The 19,552-nt window shown below is 73.9% G+C and carries 17 protein-coding genes and 2 pseudogenes; 14 read left to right on the top strand and 5 right to left on the bottom strand.

Features of this window, described 5'->3' with window-relative positions:
* Positions 1–125 precede the first annotated feature (125 nt).
* The 10 genes and pseudogenes from MOTC310_RS25960 (at position 126) to MOTC310_RS25915 (ending at position 10,055) form a co-directional block, all read left to right on the top strand.
* The gene (locus tag MOTC310_RS25960; protein ID WP_331303829.1) at positions 126–1,547 is read left to right on the top strand and encodes a cytochrome P450; all 1,422 of its coding nucleotides are present in this window, start codon (positions 126–128) and stop codon (positions 1,545–1,547) included.
* Positions 1,537–3,993, top strand: a complete 2,457-nt coding sequence (locus MOTC310_RS25955; RefSeq protein WP_331303828.1) for a putative bifunctional diguanylate cyclase/phosphodiesterase — start codon at positions 1,537–1,539, stop codon at positions 3,991–3,993. Before MOTC310_RS25960 ends, MOTC310_RS25955 begins: the two co-directional genes overlap by 11 nt.
* 88 nt (positions 3,994–4,081) lie before the next feature.
* Positions 4,082–4,756 (top strand): annotated as a pseudogene (locus MOTC310_RS25950) (NAD(P)-dependent oxidoreductase); the annotation flags it as partial.
* Positions 4,757–5,041: 285 nt separating this feature from the next.
* Positions 5,042–5,491 (top strand): NAD(P)-dependent oxidoreductase, encoded by a 450-nt coding sequence (locus tag MOTC310_RS25945; RefSeq protein WP_331303827.1) that lies wholly within the window; start codon positions 5,042–5,044, stop codon positions 5,489–5,491.
* Positions 5,492–5,495: 4 nt separating this feature from the next.
* A complete protein-coding gene (locus MOTC310_RS25940) occupies positions 5,496–6,485 on the top strand; it encodes an Ldh family oxidoreductase (protein WP_331303826.1) in 990 nt (329 codons plus the stop codon).
* 75 nt (positions 6,486–6,560) lie between these two features.
* Positions 6,561–7,370, top strand: a complete 810-nt coding sequence (locus MOTC310_RS25935; protein WP_331303825.1) for a GntR family transcriptional regulator — start codon at positions 6,561–6,563, stop codon at positions 7,368–7,370.
* Between the two features lie 91 nt (positions 7,371–7,461).
* Positions 7,462–8,667 carry a SorA family sulfite dehydrogenase catalytic subunit gene (gene sorA / locus MOTC310_RS25930; RefSeq protein WP_331303824.1) on the top strand — a complete coding sequence of 402 codons (1,206 nt, stop codon included), beginning with the start codon at positions 7,462–7,464 and terminating at the stop codon, positions 8,665–8,667.
* Between the two features lie 80 nt (positions 8,668–8,747).
* Positions 8,748–9,302: pseudogene (locus MOTC310_RS25925) on the top strand (NAD(P)-dependent oxidoreductase); the annotation flags it as partial.
* Positions 9,239–9,724, top strand: a complete 486-nt coding sequence (locus MOTC310_RS25920; protein ID WP_419539967.1) for a molybdopterin-dependent oxidoreductase — start codon at positions 9,239–9,241, stop codon at positions 9,722–9,724. The pseudogene MOTC310_RS25925 and the gene MOTC310_RS25920, both read left to right, overlap by 64 nt.
* Positions 9,725–9,902: 178 nt before the next feature.
* A complete protein-coding gene (locus MOTC310_RS25915) occupies positions 9,903–10,055 on the top strand; it encodes a hypothetical protein (protein ID WP_331303823.1) in 153 nt (50 codons plus the stop codon).
* Between the two features lie 37 nt (positions 10,056–10,092).
* Here the strand turns inward: MOTC310_RS25915 and MOTC310_RS25910 are convergent, their stop codons facing one another.
* The 5 genes from MOTC310_RS25910 to MOTC310_RS25890 all read right to left on the bottom strand — a co-directional run bounded on the left by MOTC310_RS25910 (position 10,093) and on the right by MOTC310_RS25890 (position 14,708).
* Positions 10,093–10,332 carry a hypothetical protein gene (locus MOTC310_RS25910; RefSeq protein ID WP_331303822.1) on the bottom strand — a complete coding sequence of 80 codons (240 nt, stop codon included), beginning with the start codon at positions 10,330–10,332 and terminating at the stop codon, positions 10,093–10,095.
* A 332-nt stretch (positions 10,333–10,664) separates the two neighbouring features.
* The gene (locus MOTC310_RS25905) at positions 10,665–11,600 is read right to left on the bottom strand and encodes a DMT family transporter (RefSeq protein ID WP_331303821.1); all 936 of its coding nucleotides are present in this window, start codon (positions 11,598–11,600) and stop codon (positions 10,665–10,667) included.
* Positions 11,601–11,631: 31 nt separating this feature from the next.
* Positions 11,632–12,900 (bottom strand): arsenic transporter, encoded by a 1,269-nt coding sequence (locus tag MOTC310_RS25900; RefSeq protein ID WP_331303820.1) that lies wholly within the window; start codon positions 12,898–12,900, stop codon positions 11,632–11,634.
* A gap of 67 nt (positions 12,901–12,967) precedes the next feature.
* Positions 12,968–14,191, bottom strand: a complete 1,224-nt coding sequence (locus MOTC310_RS25895; RefSeq protein WP_331303819.1) for a metallophosphoesterase family protein — start codon at positions 14,189–14,191, stop codon at positions 12,968–12,970.
* Positions 14,192–14,474: 283 nt separating this feature from the next.
* Entirely contained in the window at positions 14,475–14,708 is a 234-nt protein-coding gene (locus MOTC310_RS25890) for a hypothetical protein (protein ID WP_331304116.1), read from the bottom strand.
* A gap of 538 nt (positions 14,709–15,246) precedes the next feature.
* Between MOTC310_RS25890 and MOTC310_RS25885 the strand changes: the two genes are divergently transcribed.
* The 4 genes from MOTC310_RS25885 to MOTC310_RS25870 all read left to right on the top strand — a co-directional run bounded on the left by MOTC310_RS25885 (position 15,247) and on the right by MOTC310_RS25870 (position 19,382).
* Positions 15,247–16,047 carry a MetQ/NlpA family ABC transporter substrate-binding protein gene (locus tag MOTC310_RS25885; RefSeq protein ID WP_331289315.1) on the top strand — a complete coding sequence of 267 codons (801 nt, stop codon included), beginning with the start codon at positions 15,247–15,249 and terminating at the stop codon, positions 16,045–16,047.
* The gene (locus tag MOTC310_RS25880) at positions 16,047–17,198 is read left to right on the top strand and encodes a methionine ABC transporter ATP-binding protein (RefSeq protein ID WP_331303818.1); all 1,152 of its coding nucleotides are present in this window, start codon (positions 16,047–16,049) and stop codon (positions 17,196–17,198) included. Before MOTC310_RS25885 ends, MOTC310_RS25880 begins: the two co-directional genes overlap by 1 nt.
* 78 nt (positions 17,199–17,276) lie before the next feature.
* Positions 17,277–17,930: a methionine ABC transporter permease gene (locus MOTC310_RS25875; protein ID WP_331303817.1), complete on the top strand. Its 654-nt coding sequence runs from the start codon at positions 17,277–17,279 to the stop codon at positions 17,928–17,930.
* 207 nt (positions 17,931–18,137) lie between these two features.
* Complete coding sequence (locus tag MOTC310_RS25870; RefSeq protein WP_331303816.1) at positions 18,138–19,382, top strand: SfnB family sulfur acquisition oxidoreductase; 1,245 nt, start codon at positions 18,138–18,140, stop codon at positions 19,380–19,382.
* The last annotated feature ends 170 nt before the right edge of the window (positions 19,383–19,552 follow it).

The following is a 19,552-nucleotide window of genomic DNA, read 5'->3' as shown; positions in this document are numbered from 1 at the left end:
GGTAAGCCCCCGGTAAGCAAGGCGGCGATTTCCGCCCCGGTGCCGGGGGAAGTTCTCGACGGCGATGCGGCGGGACGCCAAAACTTAACGTTGAGCCTCGAATCTGGTCCCGCGAGGGAGCCGGTATGCCCGCTGTCGGAACGTTCAGGGTCTGCGAGCCGGGAAGACCGCCGCTCGCGGAGGCCGTAATCGAGGGCGTGGCCGAGGCGGTCGCGCTGCCATCCGTGCTCGTCACGATGCTGGGCAGCCTGATCGAGGCCTGGCCCCGGCAGATCTACACACAACCCCTGGTGACCACGCGCTTCCTCGGCCAGCGGACCACCTACGTCTGCGATCCCGGCCATATCCGCAGCCTGATGGTCGACCAGGCCGACGCGCTGGAGCGGGAGCCGTTCATGCTGCGGGCGCTGGCCCCGGCCCTGGGCTCGGGGGTCCTCACCGCGGACGGAGCCCACTGGCGGCGGCAGCGCAGGACCGCGGTCCCGATGTTCCGCCCGGACCGGGTCCGGAGCTTCGTGCCGGCCATGGCCCGGGCCGCCGCGGCGACGCGGGCGCGCTGGCGCGACGCCGATCCGGCCGGGACCGAGCGGGACATCCTGCGCGAGATGATGCGCACCACCTTCGACGTCATCGTCGCCACGATGGTGTCAGGCGATCCCCATCTGGCGGTCGAGCCCTTCGGGGCCGCGATGGACGCCTATCTCGGCCAGACCAGCTGGAAGATCGCCCTGGAGATGCTGCGGGCCCCGGCCTGGGTCCCGCATCCGGGAGCCCGGGCCGGGGCGGAGGCGGTGCGCTACCTGCGCGGCGAGGTCGCCCGCACGATCGCGCGCCGCCGGGCGCGCGGCGAGCCCGGCTCCGACCTCCTCGGCCTCCTGCTGCAGGCGCGGGATCCGGAGACCGGCGAGCCGCTCCCCGAGGCGAGCCTCATTGACAACCTGCTGACCTTCGTGTCCGCCGGCCACGAGACCACGGCCCTGGCGCTGGCCTGGACCTTCCGGGTCCTGGCCGAGCACCCGGAGGTGGAGCGGCGCGTCGTCGCCGAGATGGCGCAGCTCGGCGCCGATCCGGCCGCCGATCCCGAGGCCGCGGATCGGCTGCCCTACACCCGCCAGGTGCTCCTCGAGGTGATGCGCCTCTACCCGCCGGCGCCGCTGATCGTGCGGCGGACGCGGGCGCCGGTGCGGCTCGGGGACACGGTCGTGCCGGCCGGTCAGTCGGTCCACGTGCCGGTCTACGCCCTGCACCGGCACGCGCTGCTCTGGGACAAGCCGGAGGTGTTCGACCCGGATCGCTTCGCGCCGGAGCGGGCCGCCGCGCGCGACCGCTACGCCTACCTGCCCTTCGGTGCCGGCCCGCGGGTCTGCATCGGCATGAGCCTCGCCCTGACCGAGTGCCTCGTCATCCTGGCGACGCTGCTGCCCGCCTTCCGCCTCCGGCCGGTGACGGCCGAGATGCCGCCGGCGCAGTTCCGCGTGACGCTGCGGCCCAAGGGCGGCCTGACGATGAGGGTCGCGCCCCGCCATGGGGCCAGCCATGTCGCCTGAGATGCCCGCGGGCGCGCCCGGCGCGGTCGAGCCGGCCGCGCGGCGCGGGACCTGGCCGGGCCGCCGGGCGGGATCGCTGCTCGGCCGTCTCTTCGGTCCCGACGCCGACGACGCGCTGCCGAACCGCTACCGCCTGCAGGTGCGCGCGGGGCTCCTCGACGAGACGCTGAAGCTCGCCACCTACTCGGCGGTGACGCACCTGATCATCGCGCTGGCCGTCGCGTACTTCTTCTGGGGTTCGGCCTCGCACACCTACCTCCTCGGCCTGCTCACCGTGGTCGCGACGCTGATCACGGCGGCGACCTACGCGACCTACCTCTACTGGCGCACCCACGGCGACACCGCCTCGGCCCTCACCGTCCGCTGGGGCTGCCGGATCTCCGCCGGCTTGGCCTTCGCCCTGGGCCTCGCCTGGGCGACCATGCCGGTCGTGCTGTTCGCCCCGTCCGGCGGCGACGCGCGGCTGCTCGTCGTCGCCATCATGGCCGGCCTGATCTCGGACGCCTACGTGGTCGGCCCGCTCCTGTCGGTCTCGTACCTGTTCGCGGTCCCGGTCATCGTCGGCAGCTTCGTCGGGCTGGCCCGGTCCGGGGAGCCGGTCGCGCTCAGCATCGGCCTCCTGCTCGTCGTCTACGCGATCTTCGTGGTGACGAGCGTGAGCCGCATGAGCCGCCTGTCGCGCCAGCGCATCCTCGACCGCGTGCGGGTCGAGGACCAGAACGAGACGATCGGCCTGCTGCTCAACGCCTTCGAAGCGAATGCCAGCGACTGGCTGTGGGAGACGGACGAGACCGGGCGGTTCCAGCACGTCTCCACCCGGATGGCGGATGTGCTGGCCCGCCCGGTGGAGACGCTCCAGCGCGCCTCGTTCCCGGCGCTGCTCGCCGGCCGGGCGGAGCCGCGCCCCGAGGCCGATCAGAGCGCCGACCTCCTGGACCGTCTCCGGCGGGGCGGCGCGTTCCACCAGCACCTGATCGCCGTCGACACGCCGGCCGGCCGGCGCTGGCTCCGGCTGAGCGGCAAGCCCTTCCTCGATCAGAAGGGGCGCTTCGCGGGGTTCCGGGGAGTCGGCTCCGACGTGACGGAGGCCCGCCGGGCGGAGGCGCACATCGCCTATCTGGCCACCCGGGACCCGATGACCGGCCTGTCGAACCGGGTCATGTTCCACGAGGTCGCGTCCGAGGCCTGCGCGGCGGCCGCGCAGACCTCGCCGCAGGCCTCGGACGCGACGGTCAGCCTGCTCTACCTCGACCTCGACGGCTTCAAGACCGTCAACGACAGCATCGGCCACGCCGCGGGCGACGCCCTGCTTGGGCAGGTCGCCGATCGCCTGCGCGCCCTGCTCCCGGCCGACGCGCAGGCGTTCCGCCTCGGGGGCGACGAGTTCGCGATCCTGCAGCGCGGCCGGGACGGCGCGGCCGCGCAGCGCCTGGCCGAGGCCACGATCGGCGCCCTGCGCGAGCCCTACCTCATCGACGGTGTCCGGGCGGAGATCGGCGTCAGCATCGGGATCGCCGGCGCCCCCGCGGACGCGACCGTGCCCGAGGACCTGCTCCGGAAGGCGGATCTCGCGCTCTACAGCGCCAAGCAGGGCGGCAAGGGGCGCTGGCGGGGCTTCGTCCGCGACCTGGAAGTGCGCGTCCAGCGCCGGCACGAACTCGACGAAGCGATGCGCCGGGCCCTCGCCGACGGCGAGATGGCGCTGCACTACCAGCCGCTGGTCAGCCTGCAGGACGGCCAGGTCGTGGGCTGCGAGGCGCTGCTGCGCTGGGCCCGGCCGGGCCTCGGTCCCGTCTCCCCCGCCGAGCTGATCCCGATCGCCGAGGGAACGGGCTTCATCGTCACGATCGGGCGCTGGGCCCTGCGGCGGGCCTGCGCGGAGGCGGTGACCTGGCCCGCCAGCCTGCGCGTCGCCGTCAACGTCTCGTCGGTCCATTTCCGCCGGCCCGACTTCTTCGCCGACGTCGCGGCGGTGCTGACCGAGACCGGCCTCGCGGCGAACCGCCTCGAGATCGAGATCACCGAGTCGATCTTCCTGGCCAACACGCCGCACGTGCTGGACAATCTCCACTCCCTGCGGGCGCTCGGGGTGCGGATCGCCCTCGACGATTTCGGGACGGGCTACTCCTCGCTGAGCTACCTGACGCAGTTCCCGGTCGACAAGATCAAGATCGACCGGGCCTTCGTGCGCGACCTGAGCAGCCGCCCCGAATGCCTGACGGTGATCGAGGCGATCATGGTCATCGCCCGCGACCTGCGCATCGACGTCACCGTGGAGGGCGTCGAGACCGAGCAGCAGGCCGACCTCCTCCGGCTGCGACGCTGCAACAGCGCGCAGGGCTTCCTGTACAGCCCGGCGCGGCCGCCCGAGGAGATCCCCGGCCTGATCGCGCGCCTGCCCCGCGCGGCGCTCCCGACGGAGCGGGCCGTCCGCGCGGTCGCCTGAGGGCGGACGAGCCCGGATCCGGGTTGCCACGCGGGTGGGTACGGCTCTAGCGGGGGACCACCACGCGGAACCGGGACACAGGTGCGCCATGCCCAAGGTCGTCATCAGCGAGTTCATGGACGAGGCCGCGATCGCGGCCGAGCTCGCCGGCCTCGACGTGCAGTACGACCCGGGCCTCGTCGACCGGCCCGAGGCGCTCGCCGCCGCCGTGGCGCGGGCCGACGCCCTGATCGTGCGCAACCGCACCCAGGTCCGCGGCGCCCTGCTCGACGCCGCCCGCGACCTCAAGGTCGTCGGCCGCCTCGGCGTCGGCCTCGACAACATCGACGTCCTGGCCTGCCGGGCGCGCGGCATCGCGGTCTACCCGGCCACCGGCGCCAACGACGGCGCGGTCGCCGAGTACGTCGTCGCCACCGCGCTGCTGCTCCTGCGCGGCGCCTACGGGGCGAGCGCCGCCGTCGCGGCCGGCACGTGGCCGCGCAACGCGCTCATGGGCCGCGAGATCGCCGGCAAGCGCCTCGGCCTCGTGGGCTTCGGCTCGATCGCCCGCGAGACCGCCCGGAGGGCGGCGGCGCTCGGCATGGCGGTCGCCGCCCACGACCCCTTCGTCGCCGCCGATGACCCGGCCTGGAGCCCGGCCTACGGCCCCGTGCAGCGGGAGGCGCTCGACGCCCTGATCGCCGAGAGCGACGTGCTCTCGCTGCACGTGCCGCTCACCGACCGGACCCGCGGCCTGATCGCGCGCCTGCCCCGCGCGGCGCTCCCGACGGAGCGGGCCGTCCGCGCGGTCGCCTGAGGGCGGACGAGCCCGGATCCGGGTTGCCACGCGGGTGGGTACGGCTCTAGCGGGGGACCACCACGCGGAACCGGGACACAGGTGCGCCATGCCCAAGGTCGTCATCAGCGAGTTCATGGACGAGGCCGCGATCGCGGCCGAGCTCGCCGGCCTCGACGTGCAGTACGACCCGGGCCTCGTCGACCGGCCCGAGGCGCTCGCCGCCGCGGCTCGATCGCCCGCGAGACCGCCCGGAGGGCGGCGGCGCTCGGCATGGCGGTCGCCGCCCACGACCCCTTCGTCGCCGCCGATGACCCGGCCTGGAGCCCGGCCTACGGCCCCGTGCAGCGGGAGGCGCTCGACGCCCTGATCGCCGAGAGCGACGTGCTCTCGCTGCACGTGCCGCTCACCGACCGGACCCGCGGCCTGATCGACGCGGCGGCGCTGGCCCGGATGCCCCGCGGGGCGATCCTGATCAACGCGGCCCGGGGCGGGGTGGTGGACGAGGCGGCGGTGGCGGCGTCCCTTCGGTCCGGCCATCTCGGCGGCGCGGCGCTGGACGTGTTCGACCGCGAGCCCCTCGACGCGGCCGCCGGCGCCGTCCTCGCAGACGTCCCGAACCTGATCCTGACGCCGCACATCGCCGGGGTGACTCAGGAATCGAACGTGCGCGTCTCCGCCGTCACCGCGGCGGCCGTGCGCCGCCACCTCACGGAGCGCTGAGCCGATGCAGAACCTCACTCTGTCGGAGGCGGAGGCCCTCGCCGAGGCGGCCCTGATCCGCTGCGGCACGGCCGAGGCCGCGGCGCGGAGCGTCGCCCGGGCCCTGGTCGACGCCGAGGCGGACGGGCTCAAGGGCCACGGCCTGTCGCGGGTCGCGCCCTACGCCGCGCAGGTGCGCGCCGGGAAGGTCGTGGGCGACGCGGTCCCGCGGGCGTCGCGCCCGCGGCCGGGCCTGCTCGCGATCGACGCCGCCCACGGCTTCGCCTACCCGGCGATCGATCTCGCCCTGGAGGCGCTGCCCGGCCTCGCCAGCCAGCAGGGCGTGGCGGCGGCCGGAATCCGCCGCTCGCACCATTGCGGTGCCGCGGGACGACCCGTGGAGCGCCTGGCCGAGCAGGGCTGCGTCGCGCTGCTCTTCGCCAACACGCCCGCCGCGATGGCGCCGTGGGGCGGGCGGCAGGCGGTGTTCGGCACCAACCCGCTGGCCTTCGCCTGCCCGCTGCCGGGCCGCGCGCCGATCGTGGTCGACCTCGCGCTGTCGAAGGTGGCCCGCGCCAACATCGTCGGGGCGGCCAAGCGCGGCGAGCCGATCCCGGAGGGCTGGGCCCTCGACGCCGAGGGGCGCCCGACCACGGATGCCGGGGCCGCCCTCGACGGCACCATGGTGCCGCTGGGCGACGCCAAGGGTACGGCCCTCGCCCTGATGGTGGAGCTGCTCGCCGCCGGGCTCGTCGGCGCACGCTTCGCCGGCGAGGCCTCCTCGTTCCTCGACGCCGCGGGCGACCCGCCGGGCACCGGGCAGCTGATCCTCGTCCTCGACGCGGCGGCGCTCAGCCCGGACGCGCCGGAGCGCTTCGCGGCGCTGGCCGACGCGATCGAGAGGCAGGAGGGCGCCCGGCTCCCGGGCAGCCGCCGCCTCGGTCTGCGCCGCCGGGCCGCCGCGGCGGGCCTGGACCTGCCGGACGCCCTCGTCGCCGAGATCAGGGCGCTGTGACGCGGATCGGCTGTGCGGGAGAAAAACCCGTGATTGCTCCCGTCGGCAGGGCGACGTAAGCGAGAGGAGGGAGAGGTGCTGGACACAACCTTCGACGCTCTACCCACGGATGGGGCTCTGCGTCGTCACGCGATGGAACGGTCAGGCGAAGGGCAGGCAGGTTCGAGGCGCACCGGCACGGTCGGCTTCCGCCCGCTCTACCGGCAGGTCTACGACACGCTTCTGAAGCGCCTCGCCGACGCCGTCTGGCAGCCCGGACAGATCCTGCCGAGCGAGGGGCAGCTCGCCGCCGAGCTGGGCGTCAGCCAGGGGACGGTGCGCAAGGCTCTCGACGCGCTCACCGCCGACAGCCTGCTGGTGCGCCGCCAGGGCCGCGGGACCTTCGTGGCCGATCACGACGACAAGCAGAGCGTCTTCCGCTTCCTGAAGCTGCGGCCGGACGGCGACGGCACCGGCATGCCGACGAGCCGGGTCACGGGGATCGCGGAGGCGGCCGCCAGCGCCGACGAGCGCGGGCGCCTCGACCTCGTGCGGTCCGCCCGCGTGGTCCGGATCGAGCGCGTGCGCGCCGTCGACGCGAAGCTGTGCGTGGTCGAGACGATCAGCGTGGCCGCCGGCCTGTTCCCGGGCATCGCCCAGATCGAGCTACCGAACACCCTCTACAGCCTCTACGCCACCCGCTACGGCATCACGATCGCCACCGCCAACGAGCGCCTGAAGGCCGTGGCGCTCGGGCCCCGCGAGGCGGAGCTGCTCCAGGTGCCCGCCGGAACCCCGGCCCTCGAGATCGACCGCGTCGCCATCGATCTCGAGGAGCGGCCGGTCGAGTGGCGCCTCTCGACCTGCCTGACGCAGGACATCCACTACCTCTCGGTCCTTCGCTGACCGGGATCCCCTCCGAAGCGTCGCCCCGCAATCGCGTGCGGGGCGCGCCGAACCGGACCTCCGCTGCGACAGCCTGAATGGGGAGCACGCGATGACCGATCGCGGAAGACGGGATTTCATGCGGCTGACCGCGCTCGGCGCGCTCGCCGCCGTCGGAGGCGTGCCGCGCGCACGGGCGGGCGACACCGCGACGCTGCCCTTCGGCAACGGCGAGCGGCCGCTCGTGGCCTATCCGGGCAAGCGGCCGCTCCTGCAGATGACCGCGCGCCCGCCGCAGCTGGAGACGCCGTTCTCCGTGTTCGACGAGGGCGCGATCACGCCCAACGACGCGTTCTTCGTCCGCTACCACCTCGCCGACGTCCCGACCGAGATCGACGCCGGAGCCTTCCGCGTCGCGGTGACCGGACAGGTCGAGCGCCCGCTCTCCCTGTCGCTCGCCGACCTCAAAGCGATGCCGCAGACCGAGATCGTCGCGGTCAACCAGTGCTCGGGCAATTCGCGCGGCTTCTTCGAGCCGCGCATCGCCGGCGGCCAACTCGCCAACGGCGCCATGGGCTGCGCCCGCTGGACCGGCGTGCCGCTGAAGCGCGTGCTCGACCAGGCCGGCGTGAAGGCCGGCGCCGTGCAGGTGTCCTTCGAGGGCCTCGACGGGCCGGTCCTGCCCGGGACGCCGGACTTCGCCAAGGCGCTGACCCTCGACCACGCCCGGGACGGCGCGGTGATGCTGGCCTGGGGCATGAACGGGCAGGACCTGCCCTGGCTCAACGGCTACCCGCTCCGCCTCGTGGTGCCGGGCTACTACGGCACCTACTGGGTCAAGCACCTCAACGGCATCGCCGTCCTCGATCACCCCTTCGAGGGCTTCTGGATGAAGACGGCCTACCGCATCCCCGACAATCCCTGCGCCTGCACCGAGCCCGGCAAGGCGCCGGACAAGACCGTCCCGATCGGCCGCTTCAATGTCCGCTCCTTCCTGACCAACCTGACCGACGGCGCGCCGGTGAAGGCCGGGCACGTGCCCCTGCGCGGCATCGCCTTCGACGGCGGCTCCGGCATCAGGGAGGTCGCGGTCTCGACCGACGACGGCAGGACCTGGAGCGCCGCCCGGCTCGGCCCGGATCTCGGCCCCTACGCGTTCCGCACCTGGACCGCGCAGCCCGATCTGGCGCCGGGCGCCCACGCCCTGCGCGTGCGGGCCACGGGCAACGACGGCGCCACCCAGCCGATGGAGCCGCGCTGGAACCCCGCCGGCTACATGCGCAACGTCGTCGAGACGACCCGCGTGCGGGCGGCCTAGAGGAGGATTGACATGTTCGGGATCCGCCTGCTCCGCCCGTCGGGAGTCGCGCTCGCGGCCGCGCTCGCCCCCGCGCTCGCCCCCGCGCCGGTCACAACGGCCGCGCTTGCCGCGCCCGACACCTACGCGCTGCCGGAGCNGGCTCGATCGCCCGCGAGACCGCCCGGAGGGCGGCGGCGCTCGGCATGGCGGTCGCCGCCCACGACCCCTTCGTCGCCGCCGATGACCCGGCCTGGAGCCCGGCCTACGGCCCCGTGCAGCGGGAGGCGCTCGACGCCCTGATCGCCGAGAGCGACGTGCTCTCGCTGCACGTGCCGCTCACCGACCGGACCCGCGGCCTGATCGACGCGGCGGCGCTGGCCCGGATGCCCCGCGGGGCGATCCTGATCAACGCGGCCCGGGGCGGGGTGGTGGACGAGGCGGCGGTGGCGGCGTCCCTGCGGTCCGGCCATCTCGGCGGCGCGGCGCTGGACGTGTTCGACCGCGAGCCCCTCGACGCGGCCGCCGGCGCCGTCCTCGCGGGCGTCCCGAACCTGATCCTGACGCCGCACATCGCCGGGGTGACCCAGGAATCGAACGTGCGCGTCTCCGCCGTCACCGCGGCGGCCGTGCGCCGCCACCTCACGGAGCGCTGAGCGCGGGGATCCGGGCCTCCCGGCCGCCGCGGCTAGCCCGGGGCCGGCGCGGCATCGACCGGGCTGTAGACCGGGGCAACGGCTACCCGCTCCGCCTCGTGGTGCCGGGCTACCGCGGCACCGGCTGGGTCCAGCACCTCGACGCGGTCGCGGTGCTGGACAAGCCCTCCGGCGGCGGCGCGGGCATCGGAGAGGTCGCGGTCTCGACCGACGACGGCGCCACCTGGACTCGGGCCGCGCTCGGCCGAGATCTCGGCCCCTACGCGTTCCGGACCTGGTCGCTCGCGCTCACGCCCGGCGCCCGCGCGATCCGGGTGCGGGCGAGCGCCAACGACGGCAGCACCCAGCCGACGACGTCGCGCTGGACCCCGTCCGGCGACCTGCGCAACGGTGGCGCGACCACTCGGGTGCGGCCGGCGTGAACGCGAGCACGAGGACCAACGGGATGCGGGCGCTCGTGCGCGGCGCGGCGCTCGCGGATCTGACGGCGGGCGCGGCCTCAGCGGCACCGCGGACCGACACGGTTCCCGACCCGACCGCGCAGCTGCGGCCCCCGAAGGACGGCCGCCTGACCGCGGGCTCCGAGGCGGCGCAGGCCTATTGCCAGACCTGGACGACAGCGCCACGCAGCCGCCCGGGCACGGGAATGCCCTCCGGGATGCCGAGGTGTCCAAGATGATCAAGGCCTATCACGCCCCGATCGAGCAGGCCGATGCCGGTGCGGTCGCCGCCTACCTGGCCGGTACGTACTGAGCGGGTCGAGCGACGGCCGGAACGCGCGTTCCGCGCGTCAGCGCAGAGCGAGCGCCTGCGCCGCGTGGGCGGCGACGGACTGCACGGCCGGAAGATCGTAGGCGTAGACGCGGCCGGCCAGGATCGCCAGGGCGAGCGTCCAGAACACCGCACCGCCGACGCGCCGCGCCGTGCGGTCGCCGGCCGTGCTGGCCGGGCAGGCGCGGGCGACGCCGTCGGCGACGGGCTCGCCGAACGGATCGAAGGCCGGCGACTGGTTTTCAGAGGCGCTGCGCATGATCCCGAATGTCGCGCTCGGAACGCCCCTTCGCAATGGACACGTCTTTCGTATTTCGCGGTGCGCGGAGATGCTTGTTCTCCGTCTGCTCTCGGCGACAGGCAGGTTCTTCTCAGAAGGCCGGTTCGACCGCCGGGAGCGCACCATCTTCTTCCCGGCCGGGGCTCGATCCGGCCGGTCCCGGGTCGGCGGGCGCGCGGGAAGCCCGTGCGGTCCCGGGCGGCGCGCGCGCCCTCTCAGGGCCGGCCCGCGCCCGGGAGACCGGTGGTTGCCGGGGGCGGAATCGCCCGGCGCGGCCACCCGGCAGGACGGGTGCGCGTCACCGCGCACGCTCAGAACAGGGAGATCAGCACGATGCCGCCGACCATCAGGGCGGCGCCGATCAGGCGCGGCGGGCCGGCCTTGACGCGCCTCATGCCGAACCAGCCGAAATGGTCCAGCGCCACCGAGGTCAGGAGGTTGGCGGTGATGAGCAGGCCGTTGAACGCCCCGGCCCCGACCTTGTCGACGAAGAGCAGCCCGGCGAACACCGCCACGGCCCCGGTGATCCCGGCGAGCGGCATCCACCAGCGAACGCCCGCGATGTCGTCCCGGGTCGGCAGCGGCGACGGCCGCAGCAGGAACATAAGCGCGAACACGAACACGACCGGGACGAAGGAGACCGTCGCGGCGAGCCAGGGGTTGTCCAGGGCCCCGCGCAGCTGCGCGTTCCAGACCACGCCGATCGCCATCAGGGCGCCGGCCACCAGGATGAACGGGTAGAGCAGCTTGCCCGACATCCCGTTCCCCTCGCCGGGACCATCGCCGCCGTCGCTCTTGCCGCCCGAGCGCGCGATGAAGGTCACGCCCACCGCCATCAGCAGGCCGCCGAGCCAGGGCATCGGCTTGAAGCCCGCGGCCTGCAGGCCGAACAGGCCGAGCGCGTCCATCGCCAGGGAGGTGAGGATGTTGGCGGTGAGCGTCAGGCCGTTGAACGGCCCGGCGCCGACCTTGTCGATGAAGGCGAGGCCGCCGAACACCGCCACCGCGCCGGCCAGGCCCCCCAGCGGCGCGTACCAGGGCATCTTGCTCAAGGAATCGAGGCTCGGCAGCGGCGTCGGCATCGTGAGGAACAGGGTCGTGAACACGAAGACGATCGGCAGGAACGACACCGTCGCGGCGAGCCACGGATTGACCATGCGACCGCGCAGCTGCGCGTTCATGGCGTTGCCGATCGCCTGCAGCGCGCCCGCCACCAGGATGAAGGGATAGAGGAGGGCTGCCGTCACGCGCGCGGACCTTGGGTTTGCGGGAAAAGGGTCAGACGAGGAGCAGGCCGGCGAGCGCCAGCGCGAGGGCCGGCGGCATCACCAGCAGGCCGAGCTTGAGGAAGGTCCAGGCGCCGACGTCCTGGCCCTCGCGGCGGATGGCGGTGAGCCAGAGGATCGTGGCGAGGGAGCCCGTCACCGACAGGTTGGGCCCGAGATCGACGCCGATCAGGATCGCCCCCGCCACCTTCTCGGGCACGTGGGCCGCCTGCACGGCGGCGCCCGCGATCAGCCCGGCCGGCAGGTTGTTGACGAGGTTGCACAGCACCGCGACCAGGCCGCCCGCTCCCCAGGCGGTGGCCTCCGGGGCGGCCTGGGCGTAGCCCTTGAGGAGGTCCGCCAGCATCGCCAGCACGCCGGTCTTCTCCAGGGCCTCCACCAGGACGAACAGCCCGGCGACCAGCGGCAGCACGCTCCACGACACGTCCTTGGCGACCGCAACGAGGCCGCCGCGCTTGAGCAGCAGCACGACGATCGTGGTGGCGAGCCCGGCCACGAAAGTGGGCAGGCCGAGGTCGAGGCCGAGCGCCGAGGCCCCAATCAGCACGCCGCCGGTCGCCACGATGCCGATTCCCGCCACGAGGCCGGTCCGGGACAGCGCCACGGCCGCGACGTCGGTGGCGACCTCCTGCCCGCGCAGGGTCCTCGCCTGGGTCAGCCGCAGCACCGCGTAGGTCGCCGCGATGGCCAGCAGCGAGGGCAGGGCGAACAGGCCGAGCCAGCGCACCAGCGGCGGCATGTGCTCGGCGAAGACTACGAGGTTGGCCGGGTTCGAGATCGGCAGCACGAAGCTCGCCGCGTTGGCGATGAAGGCGCAGATGAACAGGTAGGGGAGGGGGTTCTCCACCCTGGCGGCCTTGGTGGCCGCGTAGACGGCGGGCGTCAGCACCACCGCGCAGGCGTCGTTCGACAGGAACACCGTGACGACGGTGCCGACGAGGTAGACCAGGGTGAACAGCCGGGTCGCCGAGCCCTTGGCGGCGCGCACGGCAATCGACGCGAGCCAGTCGAACAGGCCCTCCTTCCGGGCCACCTCCGACATCAGCATCATGCCGACGAGGAACAGGTAGACGTCGGTCCCCTTCAGCACGCCGTCCCAGGCGGTGGCGGGGGCGAGCAGGCCGAGGGCGACGAGCGCCCCGGCGCCGAGCACGGCCCAGATCGCCTCCGGCCAGGAGAACGGCCGCACGATGACGCCGAGCGTCGCGAGCGCCGCGATGGCCCAGGTGGCGATGTTGGGGGTCAGCGTCAGCGCGCCCATCGGTTGCGGTGGTCCTCTGGTGGGGTGGATCGTGCGGCGCGGTGTGCCGCGATTCGGGCGGGGCCGGCTACCAGTCCCGGCCGTTGCGGTTCGGCCCGAGCTGGTCGCCCCGGAGCCCCTTCTCGGGCCAGGCGGGCAGGCGGAGCGCGTCGCTGCCGGGGCGCTCGTGCGCGGGCGGCGGCACGAAGCTCCGGCCCACGGGCTCGATCACCTCGGTATCGGCCCGGCCGGCGCCGTCCGTCACCGTGACGGCGAGGCGGCGCGCGCCGTCCCGCCAGGGGATGCGGGCGTGGACCGTGCGGGGACCGTCCGGCACCATCGGGTGGGCCGGGCCGCCGTCGACGCGCAGGTGGCAACGCCACGCGGCCTGCGGCCGGTCCGACAGCACGAGGGCGCGCACCGCGATCGTGCCGTCGGCGGCGTCGAGGGGCGCCGTGGCGAGGCGCCGGTCGGCCGGGCTCGTGACCATCACGAAGGGCAGCGCCCGGTCGAGGGGCTTGAACCGCCAGCTCGTGACCGGCCCGTCGATCGCCGCGACCGCGTAGCCGACCGAGCCGTCCTCGTTCTGGCCGACCGAGCGGGCCGCGGCGTAGAGGGTGCGCCCGTCCGGCGCGAGCTCGTTGTAGTGGGTGTGGCCCATCTCGACGAGGCGCACGCCGTGATGGCGGATCAGGCCGGCGAGCGCCGCCCGCTCGTCGGGCACGCGGAGATCGTCCGGGTAGGTGTGGGCGAAGACCGCGCAGGGCTGGCCCTCCCGCTCGGCCCGGGCCAGCTCCGCGCCGAGCCACGCGAGCTGGTGGGGGCCGAGGCGGAAATCGAGGCCGAAGCCCTTCTGGCCGTAGCCGGGGCTGACCATGTCGAGGAACAGGCAGCGCACGCCCGCCCAGGTCTCGGCGAAGTGGTAGTGCGTCACGGAGACCGGGTCACGCGGGCGCGGCAGATCGTGACATCGCGCCGCGTGGCCGCCGCCGCGCGGGCTGCCCGCGACCGCGGCGAACAGGGCGTCGAAATCCGCCATCGTGCCGTGCTGCCGGTCGTGGTCGCCGGCGATCAGGCGCACCGGCAGGGCCGGGTGCCGGTCCAGGGCCTCCCGCAGGACCGCGTACTGCTCCGCCCGCCCGTCCTCGGCGAGGTCGCCGGGCAAGTAGGCGAAGTCGAGGAGGCCATGGCCGTGCAGCCCCGCCACCTCCGCGAGGATCGCCCGCAGGTCGGCGGCGTGGCGGTCCTCGGCGCGCTCCAGGTGGAGGTCGCCGATATGCGCGAAGGCGAACACGCCGTGGCTCGCCGTCATGGCGCGCCCGCGCGCCGTCTGTGGTTTCTCTGAGCCATCGTGCCCCCCGGACAGGCCCGTCCGCCCCGGCCGGGAATCGGCCGCGGCGGTCGCGACCGGCCCGACGTTTCGGAGACGGCGGGGTTCCGGCCCCGGGGGAGAGCGCGCGCCGGCGGGACCCTACATTTTCGTGAGCACCGGCCCGATCAGCGGCCGGTTGATCGGAAGTGTCGTGAAAGCAGACACTCGCTGTCGTCTCAGCCGACAGTTTCCGGCACTTCGGTCGGTGAGGACGCGGCGCGGATCAGTGCACGCGCCGGAACAGGTCCGGCAGGTAGCGTTCCAGGGTCTCGTGCCCCTCGAACTTCACGTCCACGGTGGCGGCGGCGCCCCGCGGGCGGTGGAGACCCACGACCCGGCCGCGGGCATGGCGCCAGATCCCGAGGATCTCGGCGAGGTCGAGCCGGTCGAAGACGACCTCGTCGCCCGGCGCGACGGCCGGGTCGGACCAGGCCGCGGGGACCGGGCGGCGGGGTATATCCCCGGCCCGGGAAGGCTCGTCCCCGGGATCGTGGCCGTCGGAGACGGTTTCGTTCGCGGAGTGCTCGCGGAAGAGCATGATCTTCACTAAGCCGTTGCGATAACTGGATAATCGCAGGTTCAATCCGGTTCGACAAGGCTTGTTCCGGAGCCCCGCGCGCCGGACCGACCGTATTCGGCCGCCCGCTCGGCCGGCCGAGCCCCCGGGCGTCGCGTCCTGTCCCAGCGTCCTGTCCCCGCGTCCCGAGCTCCCGCGAGCGGGGCCGGAACGGCGCCCCGCTGGGCGCACAGGACGCGCATCTCCGGTCCGGGGGCATCGGGAGATCGTTCGTGTCGTCCAACGAAGATCTTTGGAATTTCGGGGCGGGCCGGGCTGGTCTAAATCTGACGCGAGACAATCCTCCGCGTGAGACGGCGCCTGTCGACCTGATGGATAGTTCCCGCATGCTTCCGGATCTTGCCTTCGGATGCGGGGCGATCCGTCGCGACCGGGCCGCCGGACTTGCCCCCGCCCATGCCCGCCAGAGTCCCGCCCGATGAAGTTCCTGCGTCTCCTCGCCGTCGCGGCGCTCGGCCTCGGCGCATGGCCCGCCTGCGCGGAGACCCTCAGGATCGGCGTCGTGCCCGGCGCCTACGGCGATGCCGTGACGGTGGCGGCCCGGGAGGCCGAGGCCGAGGGACTCGACGTGAAGGTCATCGAGTTCAGCGACTGGACGACGCCCAACGTCGCCCTCGATGCCGGCGACATCGACGTGAACTTCTTCCAGCACCGCCCCTTCATGGAGAACGCCGCCAAGCAGAAGGGCTACGCGTTCGACATCGTCGGGCTCGGGATCCTGTCCAATATCGGCCTGTACTCCCTGAAGCATAAGAGCTTCGACCAGATCCCTGCGGGCGGCACCGTGGCGATCGCCAACGACCCGGTGAACCAGGGCCGCGGCCTGCTGCTCCTCCAGAAGGCCGGGCTGATCAAGCTGAAGGACGGGGTCGGCTTCCTCGGCACCCTCGACGATATCGTCGAGAACCCGAAGACACTGCGCTTCACCGAGGTCGAGGGGCCGCAGCTGGCGCGCATCACCGGCGACGTCGACCTCGCCCTGGGCTACCCGCACTTCATCGTGGCGGCCGGCAGTTTCGACGCGACCAGCGGGTTGATCTATTCCGGTATCGAGGACCGGCGCTTCGCCGTGAGCTTCGTCACCAAGGCCGCCCGCAAGGAGGACCCCGTGATCCGGAAATTCGTGACGCTCTTCCAGAACTCGGAGGCGGTGAAACAGCAGATCCGCAAGTCCTTCGCCAACAGCGACAAGCTGTACCTGCTGGCGTGGCAGAACTGATGGTCGGCCTCATCTTCGACAGCCTGCGCGATCCGGGCACGCCGGTCACGGGCCAACGACAGGTCCCGGGCGCCGCGACCGCCGCCCGGGCCCCGGCCCCCGTGCCCGGCCGGGAGGCCGGGACCGTGCGGTTCGAGTCCGTCTCGAAGACCTACCGCTCCGCCGCCGGACCGGTGCAGGCGCTCGACCGGGTGGACCTCGCGATTCCCGCCGGCGCGATCTTCGGCATCATCGGCCGCTCGGGGGCGGGCAAGTCGAGCCTCCTGCGCACGGTCAACCGGCTGGAGGCGCCGAGTTCGGGCCGGGTCCTGGTCGACGGCGCCCCGATCGACGCCCTCGACACCGACGGGCTCGTGGCCCTGCGCCGGCGCATCGGCATGATTTTCCAGCACTTCAACCTGCTGGCGGCCAAGACCGTCCGGCAGAACGTGGCGCTGCCGCTGACGGTCGCGGGCGTCCCCCGGCGCGCGATCGGCCCGCGGGTCGCGGAGGCGCTGCGCCTCGTCGGCCTGGAGGACAAGGCCGACACCTACCCGTCGCGACTCTCCGGCGGCCAGAAGCAGCGGGTCGGCATCGCCCGGGCGCTCGTGAGCGACCCGGAGATCCTGCTCTGCGACGAGGCGACCTCCGCCCTCGACCCGGAGACGACGCTGGCGATCCTCGACCTGCTGCGCGACATCAACCGGCGGCTCGGGATCACCATCATCCTGATCACCCACGAGATGAGCGTGATCCGTGAGATCTGCAGCGACGTGGTGGTGCTGGAGGGTGGCCGGGTCGTCGAGACCGGGCCGGTCTGGCGCGTCTTCGGGGCGCCCGAGCACCCGACCACCCGGGCGCTGCTCGAACCCCTGACCCGCGGCCTGCCGCCGGATCTGGCGGCCCGGCTGCAGCCGCTGCCCGCGCCGGGCGGCTGGGCGATCCTGCGGATCACCTGCTCGGGCCGGGCCGCGCCGGATCTGTCGGGCCTCGCGGGGGCCGGGGCGCCGGTGCGCCTGCTCCAGGCGGGCATCGAGCGGATCCAGGGCCACGCGGTCGGCCGGATGCTGGTGGCCGTCCCGGCCGAGGATCCGGGCGCGGAGGCGCGGCTGCGGGCCGTCGGCGACGTCGAGCGGGTCGGCTACGTCCCCGCCGACGCGGCGGTGGGGTGAGGCGATGCGGGACCGCTCCTCCCCCGATACCCCGCCCGATACCCCGCCCGCCCGAGCCCCCGAACCCGGAGCCCCGCCATGTCACCGCAGATGATCGAACGCCTCTGGCAGGCCTTCCTCGACACCGCGCTCATGGTCGGGGTCTCGGCCGGGATCGCCGTGCTCGCCGGCATTCCCCTGGCCCTGTTCCTCGTCACCTCCGGGCCCGGCGGCATCTTCGCGGCGCCGACGGCCAACCGGGTGGTCGGGACCGTGGTCAACGGCTTCCGGGCCGTGCCCTTCATCGTGCTGCTGGTGGCGCTGATCCCGTTCACCCGGCTGGTGGCCGGCACCACGATCGGCGTCTGGGCGGCGATCGTGCCGCTCTCGGTGAGCGCGACCCCGTTCTTCGCCCGGATCGCCGAGGTCTCGCTGCGGGAGGTGGATGCGGGCCTGATCGAGGCCGCCCAGTCCATCGGCTGCCGGCGCCGGCACATCCTCGCCCACGTGCTCCTGCCCGAGGCGCTGCCGGGCATCGTGGCCGGCTTCACCATCACGGTGGTGGCGATGATCGGCGCCTCCGCGATGGCCGGCGCGGTGGGCGCGGGCGGGCTCGGGGACGTCGCCATCCGGTACGGCTACCAGCGCTTCGACACCACCGTGATGGTGGTGGTGATCGCGATCCTGATCGCCCTCGTGTGCGCGGTCCAGTTCGCGGGCGACACCGCGGTGCGGCGGCTCCGGGCCCGCTGAGCGAAACCGTCAGATCTGGGCGATCCGATCGGGAGCCTGCAGCCATGGATCGTCCCCGGTCGACGACCTCGACAGCGCCGTCCGCGCGCGCGGAGCGAAGCCATCCAGGCAGCGCCGCGTCTTCCAACCGCGCGTTGCCCTGGGTCGCTTCGCTGCGCTCGCGATGACGGTGGGACGTCTCAACCGAAGCGGTCAACCGGACACCGTATGAGCCTGCACCTGGACGATCCCGTCACCGACCCGGCCGAGGTCCGGCTCCCGCCGCCGCCGTCGCCGCCGCACCGGATCCGCTCGGACGCCGAGGCGCTCGCGGCCGCGCGGGCCGTGGCCCGGATCTTCGCGGCGGGCGCGGCCGAGCGCGACCGGGACCGTCGCCTGCCCTGGGCGGAGATCGCGGCCTTCACGGCGAGCGGGCTCGGCGGCATCACGGTGCCGCGCGCCCACGGCGGCGCGGAGGTCTCGCACCCGACGCTCGCGGAGGTCTTCGCGATCCTCGCCGCCGCCGACGGCTCGGCGGCGCAGATCCCCCAGAACCAGTTCGGCGTCCTGGCGCTGGTCGCGGCCGCCGCCAGCCCCGCCCAGCGGGCGCGGATCTACCGCGACGTGCTCGCCGGCCACCGGATCGGCAACGCCGGCCCCGCCCGCAACGGCAAGGCCATCACCGGCGTGGACACGCGGCTGACCGCCGGGCCTGAGGGCCCGCGGCTGAGCGGCACGCGCTTCTACTCAACGGGCGCGCTCTTCGCCCACTGGATCCCGACCCGGGCGGTCGGCCCCGACGGCGGGCCGCTCCTGGTCTTCGTGCGCCGGGACGCCCCCGGCGTGCGGGTGGTGGACGACTGGCAGGGCTTCGGCCAGCGCACCACGGCGAGCGGCAGCGTGATCTTCGCGGAGGCCCCGGTCGAGGCGGATCTGACGATCGACCTCGCGCCCCTGGCCGGGCGCCCGGGCCTGTTCGGGCCGGTCTCGCAGCTGATCCACGCCGCGATCGACGCCGGGCTGGCCCGGGGCGCGGTCGCCGCCGCCCTCGACTTCCTGCGCACCCGGACCCGGCCCTATCCCTTCACCGCCGAGACCGTCGCGGAGGATCCTCACATCCTCGGCGAGGTCGGGCGGCTCACCGTCGACCTGCACGCCGCCGAGGCGGTCCTGGCCCGGGCCGGCAGGACGCTGGACCGGATCGCCGCGGCCCCCGTCACCGCCCAGAGCGCGGCCGAAGCCTCGGTGGCGGTGGCGCAGGCCAAGATCCTCACCACCGAGATCGCCCTGGAGGCCTCCGAGCGGCTGCTCGAGCTCGCCGGCGCCTCGGCGACGCGCGAGACCTACAATCTCGGCCGGTACTGGCGCGACGCCCGGGTCCACACCCTGCACGACCCGGTGCGGTGGAAGTACCACCTCCTCGGCAACCACGCCCTGAACGGCGTGCTGCCCGCCCGGCACCAGTGGAACTGAGGACCGGGCCATGCCGCTCCAGCCGCACGAGACCGCCTTCACGCAGGCGCCCGCGCCGCCGCGCCCGGTGCCGGTGATCGCCGACGCCGCCGCCGCGCTGGCCGTCGCCGACCGGCTGGCGGACGCCTTCGNTGTCTACCAAATAATTTTGCTAAATCTGGTCGCTCGCA

The organism is Methylobacterium oryzae (genome assembly GCF_036441375.1).
Classification (GTDB): domain Bacteria; phylum Pseudomonadota; class Alphaproteobacteria; order Rhizobiales; family Beijerinckiaceae; genus Methylobacterium; species Methylobacterium oryzae_A.
The sequence above is the reverse complement of the archived record's forward strand: the minus strand, read 5'-3'. Positions and strand labels throughout refer to the sequence as shown.

Coding starts and splice junctions, on each gene's coding strand:
- MOTC310_RS25960 (WP_331303829.1), top strand. CDS start 126: ATGCCCGCTGTCGGAACGTTCAGGGTCTGCGAGCCGGGAAGACCGCCG.
- MOTC310_RS25955 (WP_331303828.1), top strand. CDS start 1,537: ATGTCGCCTGAGATGCCCGCGGGCGCGCCCGGCGCGGTCGAGCCGGCC.
- MOTC310_RS25945 (WP_331303827.1), top strand. CDS start 5,042: ATGGCGGTCGCCGCCCACGACCCCTTCGTCGCCGCCGATGACCCGGCC.
- MOTC310_RS25940 (WP_331303826.1), top strand. CDS start 5,496: ATGCAGAACCTCACTCTGTCGGAGGCGGAGGCCCTCGCCGAGGCGGCC.
- sorA (WP_331303824.1), top strand. CDS start 7,462: ATGACCGATCGCGGAAGACGGGATTTCATGCGGCTGACCGCGCTCGGC.
- MOTC310_RS25910 (WP_331303822.1), bottom strand. CDS start 10,332: ATGCGCAGCGCCTCTGAAAACCAGTCGCCGGCCTTCGATCCGTTCGGC.
- MOTC310_RS25900 (WP_331303820.1), bottom strand. CDS start 12,900: ATGGGCGCGCTGACGCTGACCCCCAACATCGCCACCTGGGCCATCGCG.
- MOTC310_RS25895 (WP_331303819.1), bottom strand. CDS start 14,191: ATGACGGCGAGCCACGGCGTGTTCGCCTTCGCGCATATCGGCGACCTC.
- MOTC310_RS25885 (WP_331289315.1), top strand. CDS start 15,247: ATGAAGTTCCTGCGTCTCCTCGCCGTCGCGGCGCTCGGCCTCGGCGCA.
- MOTC310_RS25880 (WP_331303818.1), top strand. CDS start 16,047: ATGGTCGGCCTCATCTTCGACAGCCTGCGCGATCCGGGCACGCCGGTC.
- MOTC310_RS25875 (WP_331303817.1), top strand. CDS start 17,277: ATGTCACCGCAGATGATCGAACGCCTCTGGCAGGCCTTCCTCGACACC.
- MOTC310_RS25870 (WP_331303816.1), top strand. CDS start 18,138: ATGAGCCTGCACCTGGACGATCCCGTCACCGACCCGGCCGAGGTCCGG.